A 16827-nucleotide genomic window follows, 5' to 3' on the forward strand; every position below is an offset into this window, starting at 1 on the left:
AAAAAGCGCTATACTTTTTTAGTAATCAAAAAATTAAAATTATAAAAACTATTCATTCACATATTGTTCCAAAAGGTATTAAAAATATACGCTTACAAGATTATGCTTTCAAAGTTTTTGAAAATCAAATACCATCTAAAAGTGGTATAAAAAAAGCTATTAAACGTGGAGAAATATTTGTTGAAGGAAAAGTAGCGCAAACAGGTACTTGGATTAATGAAGGACAATTTTTAGAATTGTACGAAACTTCTGCCAATCTGCCTAAAGTATATGAATTTAAGTTAGAGGTAGTATTTGAAGACAATCATTTAGCTGTAATTAACAAGCCTGCAGGTATTTCGGTAAGTGGAAATAAATTTAAAACCATATACAATGCACTGCCTTTTAATTTAAGCAAAAGTTCTGAGATTGATGTACTTTCTTGGCCTACACCAGTGCATAGACTCGATAATCAAACATCCGGAATTCTCTTAATCGCAAAAACCAAAACAGCACAAATTGAATTAGGTAAACAATTTGAGAATCAAATAATTCAAAAAAAATATGGTGCAATTGTTATAGGTGAAGTATGCGGAAATACTTTTATAAACTCTCCAATTGAAAATAAAAATGCCGAAACAAATTTTGAGATTATTGAAACAATAAAATCTTTAAAATTTAATAAATTAACCAGTTTAAAAGTATATCCAAAAACAGGGAGAACTCATCAAATACGTATTCATTTGGCCTCAATTGGACATCAAATTTTAGGAGACAAACTCTATGGTAATAAGGAAATGATACACAAAGGGAAAGGACTATTTTTATGTGCCAATGAAATTAAATTTTTACATCCAAAAACCTTTAAACCAATTCATATTAAAATTGATATTCCAAATAAATTCAAATCAATGCTAATTCGAGAAAAAAGACGATGGAATACTTATAATTTAACTAAATAACTCATTTAAAACTTTAGCTAACCTAATTCCTCCTTTTTGTAATTGAGAACGTACTAAACCAAAATTTTCGTACATATATCCATAACCTAATTTTTCTCCAATTTCAACAGAGCCATAAACTTTTATTGCAAAAGTTTGTGTTTCGTTTACCCAATCTTCGATTGTTCCTTCTTGTAAATATTTAACTTGTTCTTTTGAAATTACATCTGTATTATCAGCTAATTCAGTATACGTCATTTGATAATGATTAATCATTTTAGAATCCCAAACTGAATGTAAATTGGTTCCATCATCAAACCAACGAACCTGAATAGTATTTCCTCCCTTATCTTCAGCTCTTCCAACATGCATAGGCTGATGCAAATCTCCAATTAAATGCACTAACATTTTCAAGTAAAATACTTTATCTTCTTTACTTGAATTTTCATCTAAAATTACTTTTTTACAGGCTTCAATTCCGGTAACCAAATCTCCTTTTGGGTTCTTTTCAGAATCTTGATATGTAACACCAAAAGGCATATTTACATAATGCCAAGTGTAAAATTCATTATATCGTTTATCAGATTTTATATCGTCAGCAAAAGTTGAAACAAATGCCAAACTTTGACCATCTAATAATTCAGCAATTTTTCTTTTTGTTTTTCCTTTTAAATAGTCTTCAGCAATTTTACCAATGGTTCTGTGTCCTGTTTGTCCCCAATCCGGATTATTATAAGCAACCATCAAATTACTAAACCCAATAAATAAAGCTGTCAAAAATATATACTTCGTTAATTTCATCTCTTTTAGTTTTCAGCTAAGTTAAAAATAAACTTTGTTAAATATTTTGTAAATTATAATTAATTTTTTATATCTTTATAATATCATTTTGATATCAATTAAAAAACCAATATCATGACACAAGAAAAAATTATTAAATTATCAAATGGCTACCTTATGCTGTTTATAATAGTATTATTAATTGCAGGTGGAGTTTACAGTTTAGTTCATTCAATTTTTTGGCTGTTTGCCATCTTGTTAGTTTTAGCAATAATTATTTTGCCGGGTTTCTTTTTAGTAAACCCAAACACTTCAAAAGTTATATTGTTGTTTGGAAAATACATAGGTACCGTTAAAGAAAACGGATTTTATTGGGCAAATCCTTTTTATACCAAAAGAAGTATTTCACTTAGAGCTAGTAATTTTGATAGTGAACGTGTAAAAGTTAACGACAAACTGGGAAATCCTATTATGATTAGCACCATTTTAGTTTGGAAAGTAAAAGACACTTTTAAAGCTGCTTTTGATGTTGATAATTATGAAAATTTTGTTCGTGTACAATCTGATGCCGCTGTTAGAAAATTAGCAAGTTTATACCCTTATGATAATTTTGAAGATGATGGTAAAGAAGAAGAAATTACACTTAGAGCCAGCGTAAACGAAGTTAGTGAGGCATTAGAAAAAGAACTTTCAGAACGCTTAGATATGGCTGGAATTGAAGTTTTAGAGGCTCGTATTGGTTATTTAGCTTATGCACAAGAAATTGCAAATGCTATGTTAAAACGTCAACAAGCTACTGCTATTATTGCTGCCCGACATAAAATTGTTGAAGGAGCAGTTAGCATGGTAGAAATGGCTCTTGATGTTTTAAATAAAAAGCAGATTGTTGATTTAGATGAAGAAAGAAAAGCCGCAATGGTTAGTAATTTAATGGTAGTGCTTTGTTCAGATAAAGACACTACGCCAATTGTAAATACAGGAACTTTAAACCACTAAAAAAATGATTTATTATATTATTAGTATTGTAATTTATATAATTACTTTAATACCTGTTTATTTATTCTTATAAATATTAAAAAGATGAAAGAATATAAAATAGTAAAGAAAAGTTTATGGAGTAAAGATGTTGATTTTACAGAAAAATTAAATCAATTAGCTCGTGAAGGATGGGAAGTAAAAAGTGCTATTAGTAATGGTCAAGGAGGCTTTTCAAAAGTACTTTTAGAAAGAAATAAAAATAGAATTTAATTTCATATTAAAAAACCAACTAATGAAAAGATATTTATCCGTACTATTTTTCATATTACCACTATTCAGTTTATTTGCACAAGAAAAAAATTACAATGAGCAGGAAGTAAGTATACCCACTAAAACTGTAAAAATAACCGGAACTCTTTTATCACCAAAAGGAATTGAAAAACCATCATTAGTTATACTTATACCAGGTTCTGGACCAACAGACAGGGATGGAAATAATTCGATGATGAGAAATAATTCTCTAAAATTTTTAGCCGAAAATTTAGCTGATAATAACATTGCATCGTACAGATTTGATAAAAGTGTTCTTTCAATAGATAAAAATGACACTATTGCTGTTAAAAAAGTAACATTTAGTTCTTTTATAAATGAAGCCAAAGAAGTAGTATCTTATTTTAAAAATTCAAATAACTACTCTAACTTAATTGTTGCAGGTCACAGCCAAGGAAGTTTGGTAGGAATGGTTGCATCTCAAAATAATGTTGATGGCTATATTTCATTAGCCGGGGCAGGAAGAACAATTGATGAAGTTTTGGTAGAACAAATTGAAAAGCAAGCTCCTTTTTTAAAAGAAGAATCCGTTAGAATTGTAACCGAATTAAAAAAAGGAAATACGGTAGAAGATTTCAATCCTATGCTAATTTCATTATTTAAAAAACAAGTACAACCATTTTTAAGTGAATGGATGCAATACAATCCGCAAAATGAAATAAAAAAACTAACTATTCCTGTTTTAATTATTAATGGCTCTAAAGATATACAGGTTAATACAACTGAAGCAGAATTATTACATCAATCAAACCAAAATTCTAAATTGTATATTATTGAAAACATGAATCATTTATTTAAAGAAGTAAAAGGTGATATTAACGAAAATATACAAACTTATAATAACCCTAATTTACCTGTAATGGTTGAATTAATAAATATAATTTCGACCTTTGTAAATGAAATAAAATAAAACATGTCTAAGAAAAAAGCATTTGCATTACGAATAAATGAAGATATGCTCAAAGCAATTGAGAAATGGGCTGCTGATGAGTTTCGTTCAACTAACGGACAGTTAGAATGGATGCTAAACAAGTGCTTAAAAGACGCAAAAAGATTACCGAAAAAAACAAACTCAGAATAATAAATGTACAAAATCGAAGAACTTGATAACGAAAATCCTCTTTTAAATCAAGTTATAATCAAAAACGATACATTGAATTTTCAAAGTTCAATCTATCCAAATTTAGGTGCCTCACTTCAAAAATTATCTTTTAGTGATGTTGATATTATAGATGGAATTGAAAACAATAACATCGGGTTAAATACTTACAGGTCAAAATTTAATTCATCGTTACTGTTCCCCTTTCCTAATAGAATTTCTAACGGAAAATACACTTTTAAAACTGTCAACTATAAATTAGCGTGTAACGAAACCGCATTAAATAACACTTTACACGGCTTTGTTTACAACAAAAGTTTTAAAGTAAAAAATACTGAAGTTTCAAAAGAAATTGCTTCTGTTATATTTTCTTATACCGATGAAGGTAAATCTAAAGGATTTCCTTTTTCGTATCAATTAGATGTAACCTATACTTTTACAAAAGAAAAAATGAGCGTTAATTTTACTGTTTTTAATAATGGTGATAAATCGTTCCCCTTTGGTATTGGCTGGCATCCTTATTTTAAAACTTCAAATTTAGGTGAGAGTATACTTAATTTTAATGCTGACAATCAATATTCTTTAGATGAAAAAATGATTCCTCAAAATGAAATTCCATTAAAATTCAAAACACCTCTTTTACTTAAAGATATGTTTTTAGACGACTGCTTTATTACAAAACAATCCACATCTTCTTTAAAAACAAATAATTACGCTATTGAAATAGACTTTTCATCAAAAACACCCAATAGTTTTTTACAAGTATATACTCCTCCTACAAGAGATAGCATAGCTATAGAGCCTATGACGTGTGCACCGAATAGTTTTAATAACAAAAACGGTTTATTGGTATTAGAGCCTAAAAAAAGTTACGACTGGAAAATTGATATGAAATATTCGTTTTAAGATAAAAAAAGGCTGTTTGAAAATTTCAAACAGCCTTTTTTATTAAAATTAAATCTTTTTTATTTCTTTGGATGAACTAATTTCATTTCATCAATTAAATTGGTTGCACCGGCGTATTTATCAATAATAAATAACACATATCGAAGATCAACCATAATACTTCTAACAATATCAGCATCAAAGTATAAATCACTCATTGTGCCTTCCCAAGTAGTATCAAAAGCCAATCCGATTAAATTACCTTCACCATCAACCACCGGACTTCCCGAGTTACCACCTGTCATATGATTTGTTGATAAAAAGTTTACAGGCATTTTACCGTTTTCGCCATATTGCCCAAAATCTTTTGCTTTATATAAATCTTGTAATTTTTGCGGTACATCAAACTCATAGTCGCCAGGTACATATTTTTCCATTACTCCTTTTAAAAATGTTTGTGTAGTATAATAAACACCATCTTTTGGCTCGTAACCTTGCACCATTCCGTAATTAACTCTCAACGTACTGTTAGCATCCGGAAAAAATCGTTTATTAGGAAAAACTTCCATTAACGCTTTCATATATTGTTTTTGTACTGCAGCTAATTGCAAATTCAACTCCTGATATTTTGGCTCTATATTATTGTAAAATATTTCGTGTAATTCTTTACCAAATACATAAGCCTTATCGTTATTCAATTTTTGAATAACCTCTTCGGCTGAACCAGACAATAATTCTTTTGCGCCTTCTAAACTTGTTAATTTAGTACTGCTGTAAATATCATTTGTTAGAGCCGTAAAGTTAACATCTTTCATATTTTGTGGAAGATATTCTTTTGGAGCCTTTTCAGCATATAAACTAACTAATTTTTCAAAAACAGGCTTATCTACCAATACACTATAGTTTTTAAATTTATCATCAAGACTTTCTAAAACATAACTTCTTCTACCTTCAAAAGCTTGTTCACTTCCTTTTAAATACGCTTGTTCTAATTGAAAAGCGTTAAATGTTACACTTAATAATTCAACATTTCTATAAGCAATCTCAATCCAATAATCACGCGCTAAGGATACACTTTCGATTTCTTTATATAATTTCTCAAAATCCGATAATAAAGTACTATAACCTACTAAATCTTTTTCTTCAACTATTTTGGTAAATTCTTTTTCTAGCTCTTTTTTCTTTTCAATAGCATTTGTTTGTTTAATTCCCTGATCTTCACCTATCCATTTCTTCCAATAATTAGCAATTGAAGCAAATTTTGAAGCATATTTTATTTTAATGTCAGCATCTTTTCTCATGAAAGAATCCACAATTTTTAAGGCATTTTCTCTCACTTCAATTTTTGCAGGATTCAATACATTTACTATTTGATCTACACCAACAGCAGGCAAATATTCATTGGTACGTCCTGGAAAACCAAATACCAAAGTAAAATCTCTTTCTTCAACACCATCTAACGAAATTGGTAAATAATGGTTTGGTTTATACGGTACATTGTCTTTTGAATAAGCGGTCGGTTTATTATTGGCATCAGCATAAATTCTAAACATCGAAAAATCTCCTGTATGGCGTGGCCACATCCAGTTATCGGTATCTGCACCAAATTTTCCTATTGATGATGGTGGAGCGCCTACTAAACGTACATCTTTAAAGGTTTCAGTTACAAAAAGTAAATATTGATTTCCTTTATAAAAAGATTTAACATTGGCTTCTTGCCATTCTTCTTTTTGAGCAGCTTTAGTTACTTTATTAATATTTTGATCTATTAATTTAGATTTAGAAACTTCATCCATTTCATCTGTTACACCTTCAAAAACTTCAGTAGTCACATCATCAATTCTTTTAATAAAAGTAGCTGATAAATGCTCGTTAGGCAGTTCTTCAGCATAACTTTTTGCCCAAAAACCATCTTTTAAATAATCGTGATCTACACTTGAATGCGATTGAATTGCACCATAACCACAGTGATGATTGGTAAGTAACAATCCGTTTGGTGAAATAATTTCTGAAGTACAACCTCCTCCAAAGTGTGCTATGGCATCTTTTAAACTTGAATTGTTAACATCATAAATATCTTTGGCAGTCATTTTACTGCCTAAAAGCTGCATTTCCTGTTCATTCATTCCTTCCAACAAAGATGGAATCCACATTCCTCCTTGTATTTTTTTGGTATCAACTTCTTTGGCAACTTGTGCAATTGAATTAAGCGATATAAAAGCTATCGCAACTAATAAGTATAATTTTAAGTATTTCATTTTAGGTGTTTATTTTATTTTTTTGGGTGTACTAAAGTCATTTCGTTAATTAAATTTGAAGCTCCTGCGTATTTATCAATAATAAAAAGCACATAACGAACATCTACCATAATATTTCTGCAAATATCCGGATCGTAATTCATATCACTCATAGTCCCTTCCCAAACACGATCAAAATTTAAGCCTATTAAATTTCCGTAAGCATCAATTGCCGGACTACCGGAATTACCTCCTGTAGTATGGTTTGTACCAATAAAACACACAGGCATTTTCCCATTTTCGGCATATTGTCCATAATCTTTAGCATTGTATAAGTCTATTAACTTTTGCGGCACATCAAACTCATAATCACCCGGAACATATTTTTCCATAACTCCTTTTAAATAAGTAGTTGTACCATAATACATACCGTCTCTTGGCTCGTAGCCTCTTACTTGTCCGTATGTTACACGTAAAGTACTATTAGCATCCGGGAAAAAACGTTTGGTTGGAAAAACTTCCATTAAGCCTTTCATATATTGTTTTTGAACTGCTTCTAACTGTAAATTCAATTCTTGAAACTTTGGTTCAATTTTATTATAAAAAACAGTATGTAATTCTTTTCCAAAAACATACGCTTTATCTTCATTCAATTTTTTAATAACTTCTTCTGCTGAACCAGATAACACTTCCTTTGCTCCTTCCAATGAAGTTAATTTTGAAGTTGCATAAATTTCATCTGTTAATTTTGAAAAATCTACTCCTTGCATATTTTGTGGAACATATTCTTTTGGAGCTTTTGCTGCGTATAAACCTACTAATTTCTCAAAAACCGGCTTATCTACTACTGCACTGTAATTTTTATACATTCCTTCCAGTCTGCCTAAAATAGATTGTTTTGCATTTTCAAATGCGGGTTCACCTCCTCTTAAATAGGCTTGTTCTAATTGAAAACCTCTAAAAGTTATTGCTAATAACTCTACATTTCTGTATGCTACTTCAATCCAATAATCACGTGCTAAGGATACACTTTCAATTTCTTTGTATAGTTTTTCAAAGTCAGATAATAACGTTTTGTAACCTGCCAAATCTTTTTCTTCTACTATTTTACTGAATTCTGATTCCAATTCTTTCTTTTTTTCAATGGCATTTGATTTTTCAATTCCTTGATTTTCACCAATCCATTTTTTCCAATAATTTGCTATGGAAGCATATTTTGAAGCATATTTTATTTTGATTTCAGGATCTTTACGCATATAAGAATCCACAATTTTCAACGCTTCTTCTCTCACTTCAATTTTTGCAGGATTCAATACATTTACTATTTGATCTACACCAACTGCCGGTAAATATTCATTGGTACGCCCTGGAAAACCAAATACCAAAGTAAAATCTCCTTCTTCAACACCATCTAACGAAATTGGTAAATAATGGTTTGGTTTATATGGTACATTGTCTTTTGAATAAGCGGCCGGTTTATTATTGGCGTCAGCATAAATTCTAAACATCGAAAAATCTCCTGTGTGACGTGGCCACATCCAATTATCAGTATCTGCTCCAAATTTTCCGATTGACGAAGGTGGCGCACCTACCAAACGCACATCATTAAAAGTTTCGGTAACAAACAATAAATATTGATTGCCTTTGTAAAACGACTTAACATTAGCATCTTGCCACTCTTCTTTTTGAGTAGCTTTAGCTACTTTATTAATATTTTGATCTATCAATTTCGATTTAGAAACCTCATCCATATCATCTGTTACTCCTTCAAAAACTTGAGATGTAACATCATCAATTCTTTTAATAAACGTAACTGACATGCTTGGGTTTGCTAATTCTTCTTCATAACTCATTGCCCAAAAACCATCTTTTAAATAATCATTTTCAACACTTGAATGCGATTGAATTGCGCCGTAACCACAATGATGATTGGTTAATAAAAGTCCGTTTGGTGAAATAATTTCTGAAGTACAACCTCCGTTAAAATGAACTATTGCATCTTTTAGGCTTGAATTATTTACATCGTAAATATCTTTGGCAGTCATTTTACTGCCTAAAAGCTGCATTTCCTGCTCATTCATTCCTTCTAATAATGAAGGAATCCACATTCCTCCTTGAATCTCTCTGGTATCAACAATTTGTTGTTTTGGTGTTCTAATCGTATTTGTTGCAGTTTCCTGTACCGTTTTACATGAAATCAACAGTAAACCTAACAATACGTAAAGTTTTATATATCTCATTTTTTTGTTAATTATTTATAAAACAAATATACACTGCTAAACTTTATTTTTTAAGTTGAAGTTCATAAAAAATGGTAAATTAGCCAAAATTCAAAAATTACATGGATACTACACCCTTTATTACACAAGATACAATCGCTTTTGGAATTTTAATGCTTACTTTAGGTTTTGTTTTTTATACTTCATCAAGTGAAAATATAGTATGGAAAAAATTTTATAAAGTTGTACCCGCATTATTAATGGCATACATGCTGCCTGCTATTTTTACTTCTGCCGGAATTATAGCTCCTGAATGGGAAACTATAAATGAAACCGGTGAAATAACCAAGCATAGCTCTCAATTGTATTACGTTGCAAGTAGATTTCTATTACCGGCCGCATTAGTTTTAATGACTTTAAGTATTGATTTAAAAGCCGTTTTTAATTTAGGACCAAAAGCATTGATTATGTTTTTAACAGGTACTATTGGTATTATTATTGGCGGTCCAATTGCTATTATGTTAATTTCAATGATTTCTCCCGATACTGTTGGAGGTGCAGGACCTGATGCTGTTTGGCGTGGTTTGGCCACATTAGCCGGAAGTTGGATTGGTGGTGGTGCAAACCAAGCTGCAATGCTTGAAATTTATGAATACAATCCTAAAAAGTACGGCGGTATGGTTTTAGTTGATATTGTTGTTGCGAATATTTGGATGGCAATAATATTAATTGGAATTGGAAAATCAGAAAAAATTGATAAATGGTTAAAATCTGATACTTCTGCTATTGAAGAATTAAAAGAAAAAGTTTCTTCATACACTAATAAAGTTACTAAAAATCCAACTTTAGCCGATTTAATTATTATTTTATCAATCGCATTTACCGTTGTTGGTTTTGCCCATTTTGGCGCTAATGAAATTTCAGCATTTTTAAAAGATAATTTTGAAGCGGTGAGCGATAAAAGCTCTGCAATGTCTTCTTTTGGATCTCAATTTTTCTGGATGATTAGTATTGCGACTATTTTAGGAATTATACTCTCATTTACTAAATTAAAAAGGTATGAAGGTGCCGGTGCCAGTAAAGTTGGTAGTGTTTTTATTTACATTTTGGTTGCCACTATTGGTATGAAAATGGATTTAGGAAAAATTTTAGAAAATCCGGGATTAATTTTAATAGGTATTGTTTGGATGACTATACACGCCGCATTATTAATATTAGTTGCTAAATTAATACGTGCACCATACTTCTTTTTAGCTGTTGGTAGTCAAGCCAATGTTGGCGGTGCCGCTTCAGCTCCGGTTGTTGCAGCAGCTTTTCATTCTTCATTAGCAACTGTTGGTGTTTTATTAGCCGTTTTTGGGTATGTTGTTGGTACTTACGGAGCCATGTTAACAGCAGAATTAATGCGTATTGTTGCTCCCTAATTAATTTTAAATTCAAATAAAAAAACTGATATTTGTTGTCTTAAATTTTAACACATGAAAAAACTATTAAGTTATCTAACTGTTGCTATTCTATTATTCTCTTGCAGTAATAATAAAAAAGGAAATATGCTGGTAAACGGTACTATTGAAGGTTTGAAAAAAGGAACAGTTTATTTACAGAAATATAAAGACACTTTATTAATCTCGGTAGATTCCGTTAAATTAGATGGTAAAAGCAATTTTACGCTTACTGATGAAATTGAAAGTCCCGAAATTTACATAATAGCTTTAGATAAAATTGCAGATGAAAAAATTTCGTTTTTTGGTGAAAAAGGAACTATATCCGTAAATTCTAAACTTTCAAAACTTTCTACTTCAGCTAAAATTGAAGGTTCTAAAAATCAGGAAATTTTTGATGAGCATTTAAAAATGGTAAAGCAATTCAACGGTAAACAGTTGGATCTTTTTAAAGAGAAATTTGATGCTCAAAAAAATAATGATTCAGAACAATATGCTAAAATTGAAAAAGAAGAAGAAAGTATTATTAAACGTAAATTCCTTTACACCACAAATTTTGCAGTTAAAAATGCAAATTATGAGGTTGCTCCTTATATTGCTTTAACTGAATTGTATAACGCAAATATCAAATTGCTTGATACCATCAACAATTCGCTATCAAAAGAAGTTAAAGCTTCTAAATATGGCAAACAGCTTCAAGATTTTATTTCAAAAATTAAAGAAACTGAAAAATAAGTTATTTTGCTTAAAAAAATTAAAAGCAACTCATTTGAGTTGCTTTTTTTATTTTTTTACTTGAACTTGTAACAAATTAAATTTTAAGTATACTTATTACTTGAAGCTAATCAAAATTTGTGAATAAAGAAATTGAACATAAATTTATTTCTGAGTTTGAACAACATCAGAATATAATTCACAAAGTATGTAGAATTTATACTACAAACCAAGAAGCTCACAACGATTTGTTTCAGGAAATTACCATTCAGCTTTGGAAAGCATACCCAAAATTTAGAGGTGATTCTAAATTAAGTACCTGGATGTACAGAATTGGACTGAATACGGCAATTACTTTGTACCGAAAATCAAAAAGAAGTGTTCAAACACAAGATTTTGAAAGTGTTTTACACAAAATTGAAGCAACCAATTATGATAATACAGAAGAAGAGCAATTAAAATTAATGTACAAAGCTATTCATCAATTATCTGATATTGAAAAAGCCTTAATTTTTTTGTATTTAGAAGATAAAAATTATAAAGAAATAGCTGAAACATTAGGTATTTCTGAAGTGAATGCACGAGTGAAAATGAATAGAATTAAGACGCGCTTAAAAACAATATTAAATCCGTAATTATGGATGAACTAGATTTATTGAAAAAGGATTGGAAAAAGCGAAGTGCTGATTATCCACAAGTCTCATATAATGAGATTTATAAAATGATACATAAAAAATCATCTTCAATAGTAAAATGGATTTTTATAATAAGTATTGCTGAACTTTTATTTTGGACACTAATTGATTTTTTAGCTCCAGAAAGCGTTTATAAAATTTATGAGAAATTTAATTTAAACTCTTTACTATATATCTCTTTAACTGTAAATTATGTTATAACTATCCTATTTATATATCTTTTTTATAAAAACTATAAATCAATTTGTATAGCAGATGATACAAGTTTATTAATGAAAAAAATTATTAAAACTCGTAAAACAGTAAACTATTATGTATTCTACAATATTGCCCTTTACATAATTATATTAATTGTGTTTAACATAGTTATGTTTTCAAAACCTGATATTTTAATTGAATTTATGAACCCAAATAACAAACCTATTGACAACGATAAGTTATTGCTTATTACATTAATTCTTCAAATTGTTTTTGGAGTTCTAATGTTAGGAGTTATTTGGCTTTATTACCGAATTATTTATGGAATTTTATTAAGAAGATTAACTAAAAACTATAAAGAATTAGAAAATATGGAGTTTTAAAATTATCTAATTATATTCGATTATCTCCATCTAATAGATCACCAATACCGCCTAAAATGCTTCCTTCACCTCGTCTTTTATTCCCTGTTTGTGGTGCTAATGCCAATACTCTTCCAGCTAATCTGCTAAAAGGCAATGATTGTACATAAACCGTTCCAGGACCTTGAAGAGTTGCAAAAAACAAACCTTCACCACCAAACACTGTGTTTTTTATTCCACCAACAAATTCTATATCATAATTTACATCTTTAGTAAAACCAACTACACAACCTGTATCAACTTTTAACACTTCACCTGCTTGTAATACTTTTTTGCTCATATTTCCACCGGCATGGACAAATGTTAATCCGTCTCCTTCTAATTTTTGCATAATAAAACCTTCACCTCCAAACAAACCTCTACCCAAACGTTTTGAAAATTCAATACCAACGGATACACCTTTAGCTGCACACAAAAAAGCATCTTTCTGACAAATAAATTTACCTCCTAATTCACTTAAATCTATAGGAATAATTTGTCCCGGATACGGTGCTGCAAATGAAACTTTCTTTTTCCCTACACTTATATTAGAAAAAACAGTCATAAATAAGCTTTCGCCTGTTAGTAACCTTTTCCCGGCAGAAAAAAGTTTACCTAAAATATCTTGGCTTTGATTAGACCCATCTCCAAAAATAGTATCCATTTTAATACCATCACTCATCATCATAAAACTTCCCGATTCCGCAACTACACCTTCTTGCGGGTCTAACTCAATCTCTACGTATTGCATTTCTTCACCATAAATATGGTAATCTATCTCATGTGCATTCATAATTATAAAGTTTTAATTATTTTTTAATTTTTAATTTCACACTCCACTCAAATTCATAGGCCGAAACTTGATCTCCGGCTTCATCAACTCCAACTGATTTCATAACAATTGTTTGTCCTTCGCCCGTTTTTATTGTTTTAGCCAAAGCCTCATTAATACGTTCTCCATCATTACATGTAAATGTAATTTTACCAACAGCTTTTTTGGTAAAAGTTCCTTTATGGTTTGTAACTAACATTGAAATACTTTTACCTGATTCTCTTATTTTATTTATAACCATAGCACCTGTAGTTAACTCTGCTGCCATTGATTGCACTGCAAAATACATAGATCTAAACGGATTCTGATTTATCCATTTATAAGTTACAGTAACAATTGTTTTTTCATTGGTTAATTCTCTTAATTTAACACCACACAAATAGGCTGATGGTAATTTAAACATCAAAAACCTATTCATTTGTTTCACAGTATCTTTCATTTATAATTTTATTATTAAGGCAACAAGTTAATTAAAATTACTCAGCGTAAAAAAACATTTTTTTGTTAAATATATGTTAAATAACAGTACTATGTTTTGCATAATACTATTTTTTATACATATATTTGCATAAGATATTACTAAAACTAATAATTATGATTACTCAAAACGATAAAAATTACAGCACAATTTTACACTTAAGTACTTTTTTTGGATGGTTTTTCCCTTTTGGAAACATCATTGCTCCACTTATTATGTGGATTGCCAAAAAAAACGATAGTGATTTTATTGATGATCATGGCAAAGCTGCATTGAATTTTCAATTAAGCCTTACTTTATATAGTTTCTTATTAGCCATTTTAATAATTCCTATCACTATTTTAACATTAGGTTTAGGATTGGTAGCAGTTATTTTAGGAATTATTCCTGCCATAATTTTAACGTTAATATTTGTAATTACTGCAAGTATTAAAGCTAGTAATGGTGAATTATATGATTACCCATTTACAATTGAATTTATTAAATAGCCTATGGCATTTAACATATTAAATCTTAACTTATGAAGATAGAAAACACAAAAGCTCAAATGCGAAAAGGAGTTTTAGAATACTGCATACTTTCTATATTACAACATGAAGATGCTTATACTTCTGAAATCTTATCGCAGTTAAAAGATGCAAAGTTATTAGTAGTTGAAGGTACCATTTATCCTTTACTTACTAGATTAAAAAATGCCGGTTTGCTCAGTTATCGCTGGGAAGAATCAACATCAGGACCACCAAGAAAATATTATGCTTTAACCGAAACAGGAAAATTATTTTTAAAAGAGTTAGACACTACTTGGAGCGAACTTGTAGAAGCAGTAAACATAGTAACTACCAATAAATCAACAGAAAAATGAACAAAACAATTAATATAAATTTAGGAGGCATCTTCTTTCATATTGATGAATTAGCTTATCAAAAACTGAAACTGTATTTAGATGCTATTAGACGATCTTTAAGTGATGATCCGCAAGGAAGAGATGAAATTTTAAATGATATTGAACTTAGAATTGGAGAATTACTTTCTGAAAGAATTAAAGATGAGCGTCAAGTTATAAATGAAAATGATATTGACGAAATAACAAAAATAATGGGGAAACCTGAAGATTATTTAGTTGATGAAGAACTTTTTGATGATGAACCAACCCAACGCCCAAAAACATCTTCAAAAAAACTATTTAGAGATGGTGAAGATAAATTTTTGGGAGGTGTATCTTCCGGTTTGGCACATTACTTTGGTGTAGACCCAATTTGGATAAGATTAGCTTGGATATTATTGGTTTTTGCCGGATTTGGATTGGGAATTCCTATTTATATTTTACTTTGGATATTAATTCCTCAAGCTGAAACAACAGCTGAAAAATTACAAATGAAAGGCAAACCTGTTAACATTAGTAATATTGAAAAAAAAATTAGAGAAGAATTTCAAGATGCTACTTCAAAAGTTAAGGAAGGCGTAAACGATGTTACCAGCAAGGTAAAAAGTTCTGAATTTCAAAATAAAGCAAAATCAGGAATGCAGGAAATAATAGACACATTAGCCAAAGTTTTTCTAGCTATATTTAATGTACTGGGTAAACTTGTTGGAGCTTTTTTAATATTTATTGCAGCAGCAACATTAATAGCTTTAATTTTTGGTTTATTTTCTTGGGGAAGTTTTGAAGTTTTAGGTTTTGGTGAAGATTATGTTCATTATCCTCCGTTCTTTTTTGACTCAATTCTTCCACCATGGTTACTGCTAATTTTAGCTTTTATTGCAATTGGAATTCCGTTTTTTGTATTATTTATGTTAGGCTTAAGAATTTTATCAAGTAATATAAAATCGTTTAACACAACAACAAAATTATCATTATTGGGTGTTTGGATAATATCATTATTAGGTTTAGGCTTTGCAGGAATCAATTTTGCCACGCAAACTGCTTATGATGGCGTTTATAATCAAACTGAAGAACTCCCAATAATAGCTGCCGATACTTTAAAAATTAAAATGGTTGCTGATGAAAATTTATCTGTCAGTAGAGAATTAAGAAAACGCTACAGTTATGAAACTGTGTATGAAAATAATACAAAAAAACTATACTCCACTAGAATTAGTGTAGATGTAAAACCTACAGATAAAGATAGTGGTTATATAAAAATAAGAAAAGAAGCCGAGGGAAAAAGTCGTTTAAAAGCAAATAACGACGCTGAAGCTATTGAATATCAATTCAATTTAAATAATAAAGATTTGCTTCTAAATGGCTACTTTTTAACTGATTTTAAGAACAAGTTTAAAGAGGAAATGATTGATATCACTATTTATTTGCCTGAAAACTCTATAATTTATCTTGACAGTTCTACAAATACTTTTTTAGATGATGTTGAAAATATTCAAAACATACACGATAGAGATATGCCTAAACATTATTATAAAATGACTGAAAATGGTTTAGAGTGTTTAGATTGTGACTCAAACGTATTTGGTGAAGATTATAAAAATGAGAACGATCATTTTAAACTTAATATTGATGATAGCGGTGTTGAAATAAAAATAAATGATGGTGAAGATAAAGCTGAAGTTAAAATAGACCAAAATGGTGTTAAAATTCAATAATTACAATTCATACATTAAATT

At 29.7% G+C, this 16827-nt stretch carries 18 protein-coding genes; 13 read left to right on the plus strand and 5 right to left on the minus strand.

The window, feature by feature from the left end:
- The first annotated feature begins 86 nt into the window (after positions 1 to 86).
- A complete protein-coding gene (locus HGB55_RS08560) occupies positions 87 to 941 on the plus strand; it encodes an RluA family pseudouridine synthase (protein ID WP_371807810.1) in 855 nt (284 codons plus the stop codon).
- Here HGB55_RS08560 and HGB55_RS08565 read toward each other — a convergent pair.
- The gene (locus tag HGB55_RS08565; protein WP_168816481.1) at positions 930 to 1721 is read right to left on the minus strand and encodes a S1/P1 nuclease; all 792 of its coding nucleotides are present in this window, start codon (positions 1719 to 1721) and stop codon (positions 930 to 932) included. The genes HGB55_RS08560 and HGB55_RS08565 overlap by 12 nt on opposite strands.
- A gap of 114 nt (positions 1722 to 1835) precedes the next feature.
- On the opposite strand from HGB55_RS08565, the gene HGB55_RS08570 reads away from it, so the two are divergent.
- The 5 genes from HGB55_RS08570 to HGB55_RS08590 all read left to right on the plus strand — a co-directional run bounded on the left by HGB55_RS08570 (position 1836) and on the right by HGB55_RS08590 (position 5013).
- On the plus strand, positions 1836 to 2696 hold the full coding sequence (locus HGB55_RS08570) for an SPFH domain-containing protein (protein WP_168816482.1): 861 nt from the start codon (positions 1836 to 1838) through the stop codon (positions 2694 to 2696).
- 84 nt (positions 2697 to 2780) lie between these two features.
- Positions 2781 to 2948 (plus strand): DUF4177 domain-containing protein, encoded by a 168-nt coding sequence (locus tag HGB55_RS08575; RefSeq protein ID WP_168816483.1) that lies wholly within the window; start codon positions 2781 to 2783, stop codon positions 2946 to 2948.
- A 22-nt stretch (positions 2949 to 2970) separates the two neighbouring features.
- On the plus strand, positions 2971 to 3918 hold the full coding sequence (locus tag HGB55_RS08580; RefSeq protein ID WP_168816484.1) for an alpha/beta hydrolase: 948 nt from the start codon (positions 2971 to 2973) through the stop codon (positions 3916 to 3918).
- A 3-nt stretch (positions 3919 to 3921) separates the two neighbouring features.
- A complete protein-coding gene (locus HGB55_RS08585; RefSeq protein ID WP_168816485.1) occupies positions 3922 to 4089 on the plus strand; it encodes an Arc family DNA binding domain-containing protein in 168 nt (55 codons plus the stop codon).
- Between the two features lie 3 nt (positions 4090 to 4092).
- Positions 4093 to 5013 (plus strand): aldose 1-epimerase, encoded by a 921-nt coding sequence (locus HGB55_RS08590; protein WP_168816486.1) that lies wholly within the window; start codon positions 4093 to 4095, stop codon positions 5011 to 5013.
- 59 nt (positions 5014 to 5072) lie between these two features.
- On the opposite strand, the gene HGB55_RS08595 is transcribed toward HGB55_RS08590, so the two are convergent.
- Positions 5073 to 7250 (minus strand): S46 family peptidase, encoded by a 2178-nt coding sequence (locus tag HGB55_RS08595; RefSeq protein WP_168816487.1) that lies wholly within the window; start codon positions 7248 to 7250, stop codon positions 5073 to 5075.
- Between the two features lie 14 nt (positions 7251 to 7264).
- Positions 7265 to 9469 (minus strand): S46 family peptidase, encoded by a 2205-nt coding sequence (locus HGB55_RS08600; protein ID WP_168816488.1) that lies wholly within the window; start codon positions 9467 to 9469, stop codon positions 7265 to 7267.
- A gap of 101 nt (positions 9470 to 9570) precedes the next feature.
- Between HGB55_RS08600 and HGB55_RS08605 the strand changes: the two genes are divergently transcribed.
- The 4 genes from HGB55_RS08605 to HGB55_RS08620 all read left to right on the plus strand — a co-directional run bounded on the left by HGB55_RS08605 (position 9571) and on the right by HGB55_RS08620 (position 12880).
- Positions 9571 to 10872, plus strand: a complete 1302-nt coding sequence (locus tag HGB55_RS08605) for a DUF819 domain-containing protein (protein WP_168816489.1) — start codon at positions 9571 to 9573, stop codon at positions 10870 to 10872.
- A gap of 54 nt (positions 10873 to 10926) precedes the next feature.
- Positions 10927 to 11625 carry a DUF4369 domain-containing protein gene (locus HGB55_RS08610; protein ID WP_168816490.1) on the plus strand — a complete coding sequence of 233 codons (699 nt, stop codon included), beginning with the start codon at positions 10927 to 10929 and terminating at the stop codon, positions 11623 to 11625.
- A gap of 119 nt (positions 11626 to 11744) precedes the next feature.
- A complete protein-coding gene (locus HGB55_RS08615; RefSeq protein WP_168816491.1) occupies positions 11745 to 12239 on the plus strand; it encodes a sigma-70 family RNA polymerase sigma factor in 495 nt (164 codons plus the stop codon).
- A gap of 2 nt (positions 12240 to 12241) precedes the next feature.
- Positions 12242 to 12880, plus strand: a complete 639-nt coding sequence (locus tag HGB55_RS08620) for a hypothetical protein (RefSeq protein ID WP_168816492.1) — start codon at positions 12242 to 12244, stop codon at positions 12878 to 12880.
- 10 nt (positions 12881 to 12890) lie between these two features.
- On the opposite strand, the gene HGB55_RS08625 is transcribed toward HGB55_RS08620, so the two are convergent.
- Positions 12891 to 13691, minus strand: a complete 801-nt coding sequence (locus HGB55_RS08625; protein WP_168816493.1) for a TIGR00266 family protein — start codon at positions 13689 to 13691, stop codon at positions 12891 to 12893.
- A gap of 16 nt (positions 13692 to 13707) precedes the next feature.
- On the minus strand, positions 13708 to 14169 hold the full coding sequence (locus HGB55_RS08630) for a DUF4442 domain-containing protein (RefSeq protein ID WP_168816494.1): 462 nt from the start codon (positions 14167 to 14169) through the stop codon (positions 13708 to 13710).
- 155 nt (positions 14170 to 14324) lie between these two features.
- Here HGB55_RS08630 and HGB55_RS08635 point away from each other — a divergent pair, with 155 nt between their 5' ends.
- Genes HGB55_RS08635 through HGB55_RS08645 form a run of 3 tightly spaced genes read left to right on the plus strand, consistent with a single transcriptional unit; the run spans position 14325 to position 16806 of the window.
- Positions 14325 to 14696: a DUF4870 domain-containing protein gene (locus HGB55_RS08635; RefSeq protein ID WP_168816495.1), complete on the plus strand. Its 372-nt coding sequence runs from the start codon at positions 14325 to 14327 to the stop codon at positions 14694 to 14696.
- 32 nt (positions 14697 to 14728) lie between these two features.
- On the plus strand, positions 14729 to 15070 hold the full coding sequence (locus tag HGB55_RS08640; protein WP_168816496.1) for a PadR family transcriptional regulator: 342 nt from the start codon (positions 14729 to 14731) through the stop codon (positions 15068 to 15070).
- Positions 15067 to 16806, plus strand: a complete 1740-nt coding sequence (locus HGB55_RS08645; RefSeq protein WP_168816497.1) for a PspC domain-containing protein — start codon at positions 15067 to 15069, stop codon at positions 16804 to 16806. The genes HGB55_RS08640 and HGB55_RS08645 overlap by 4 nt, the downstream gene beginning before the upstream one ends.
- Positions 16807 to 16827: the final 21 nt, after the last annotated feature.

The sequence above is a fragment of the Lutibacter sp. B1 genome (assembly GCF_012524075.1).
In the GTDB taxonomy this organism is placed as follows: domain Bacteria; phylum Bacteroidota; class Bacteroidia; order Flavobacteriales; family Flavobacteriaceae; genus Lutibacter.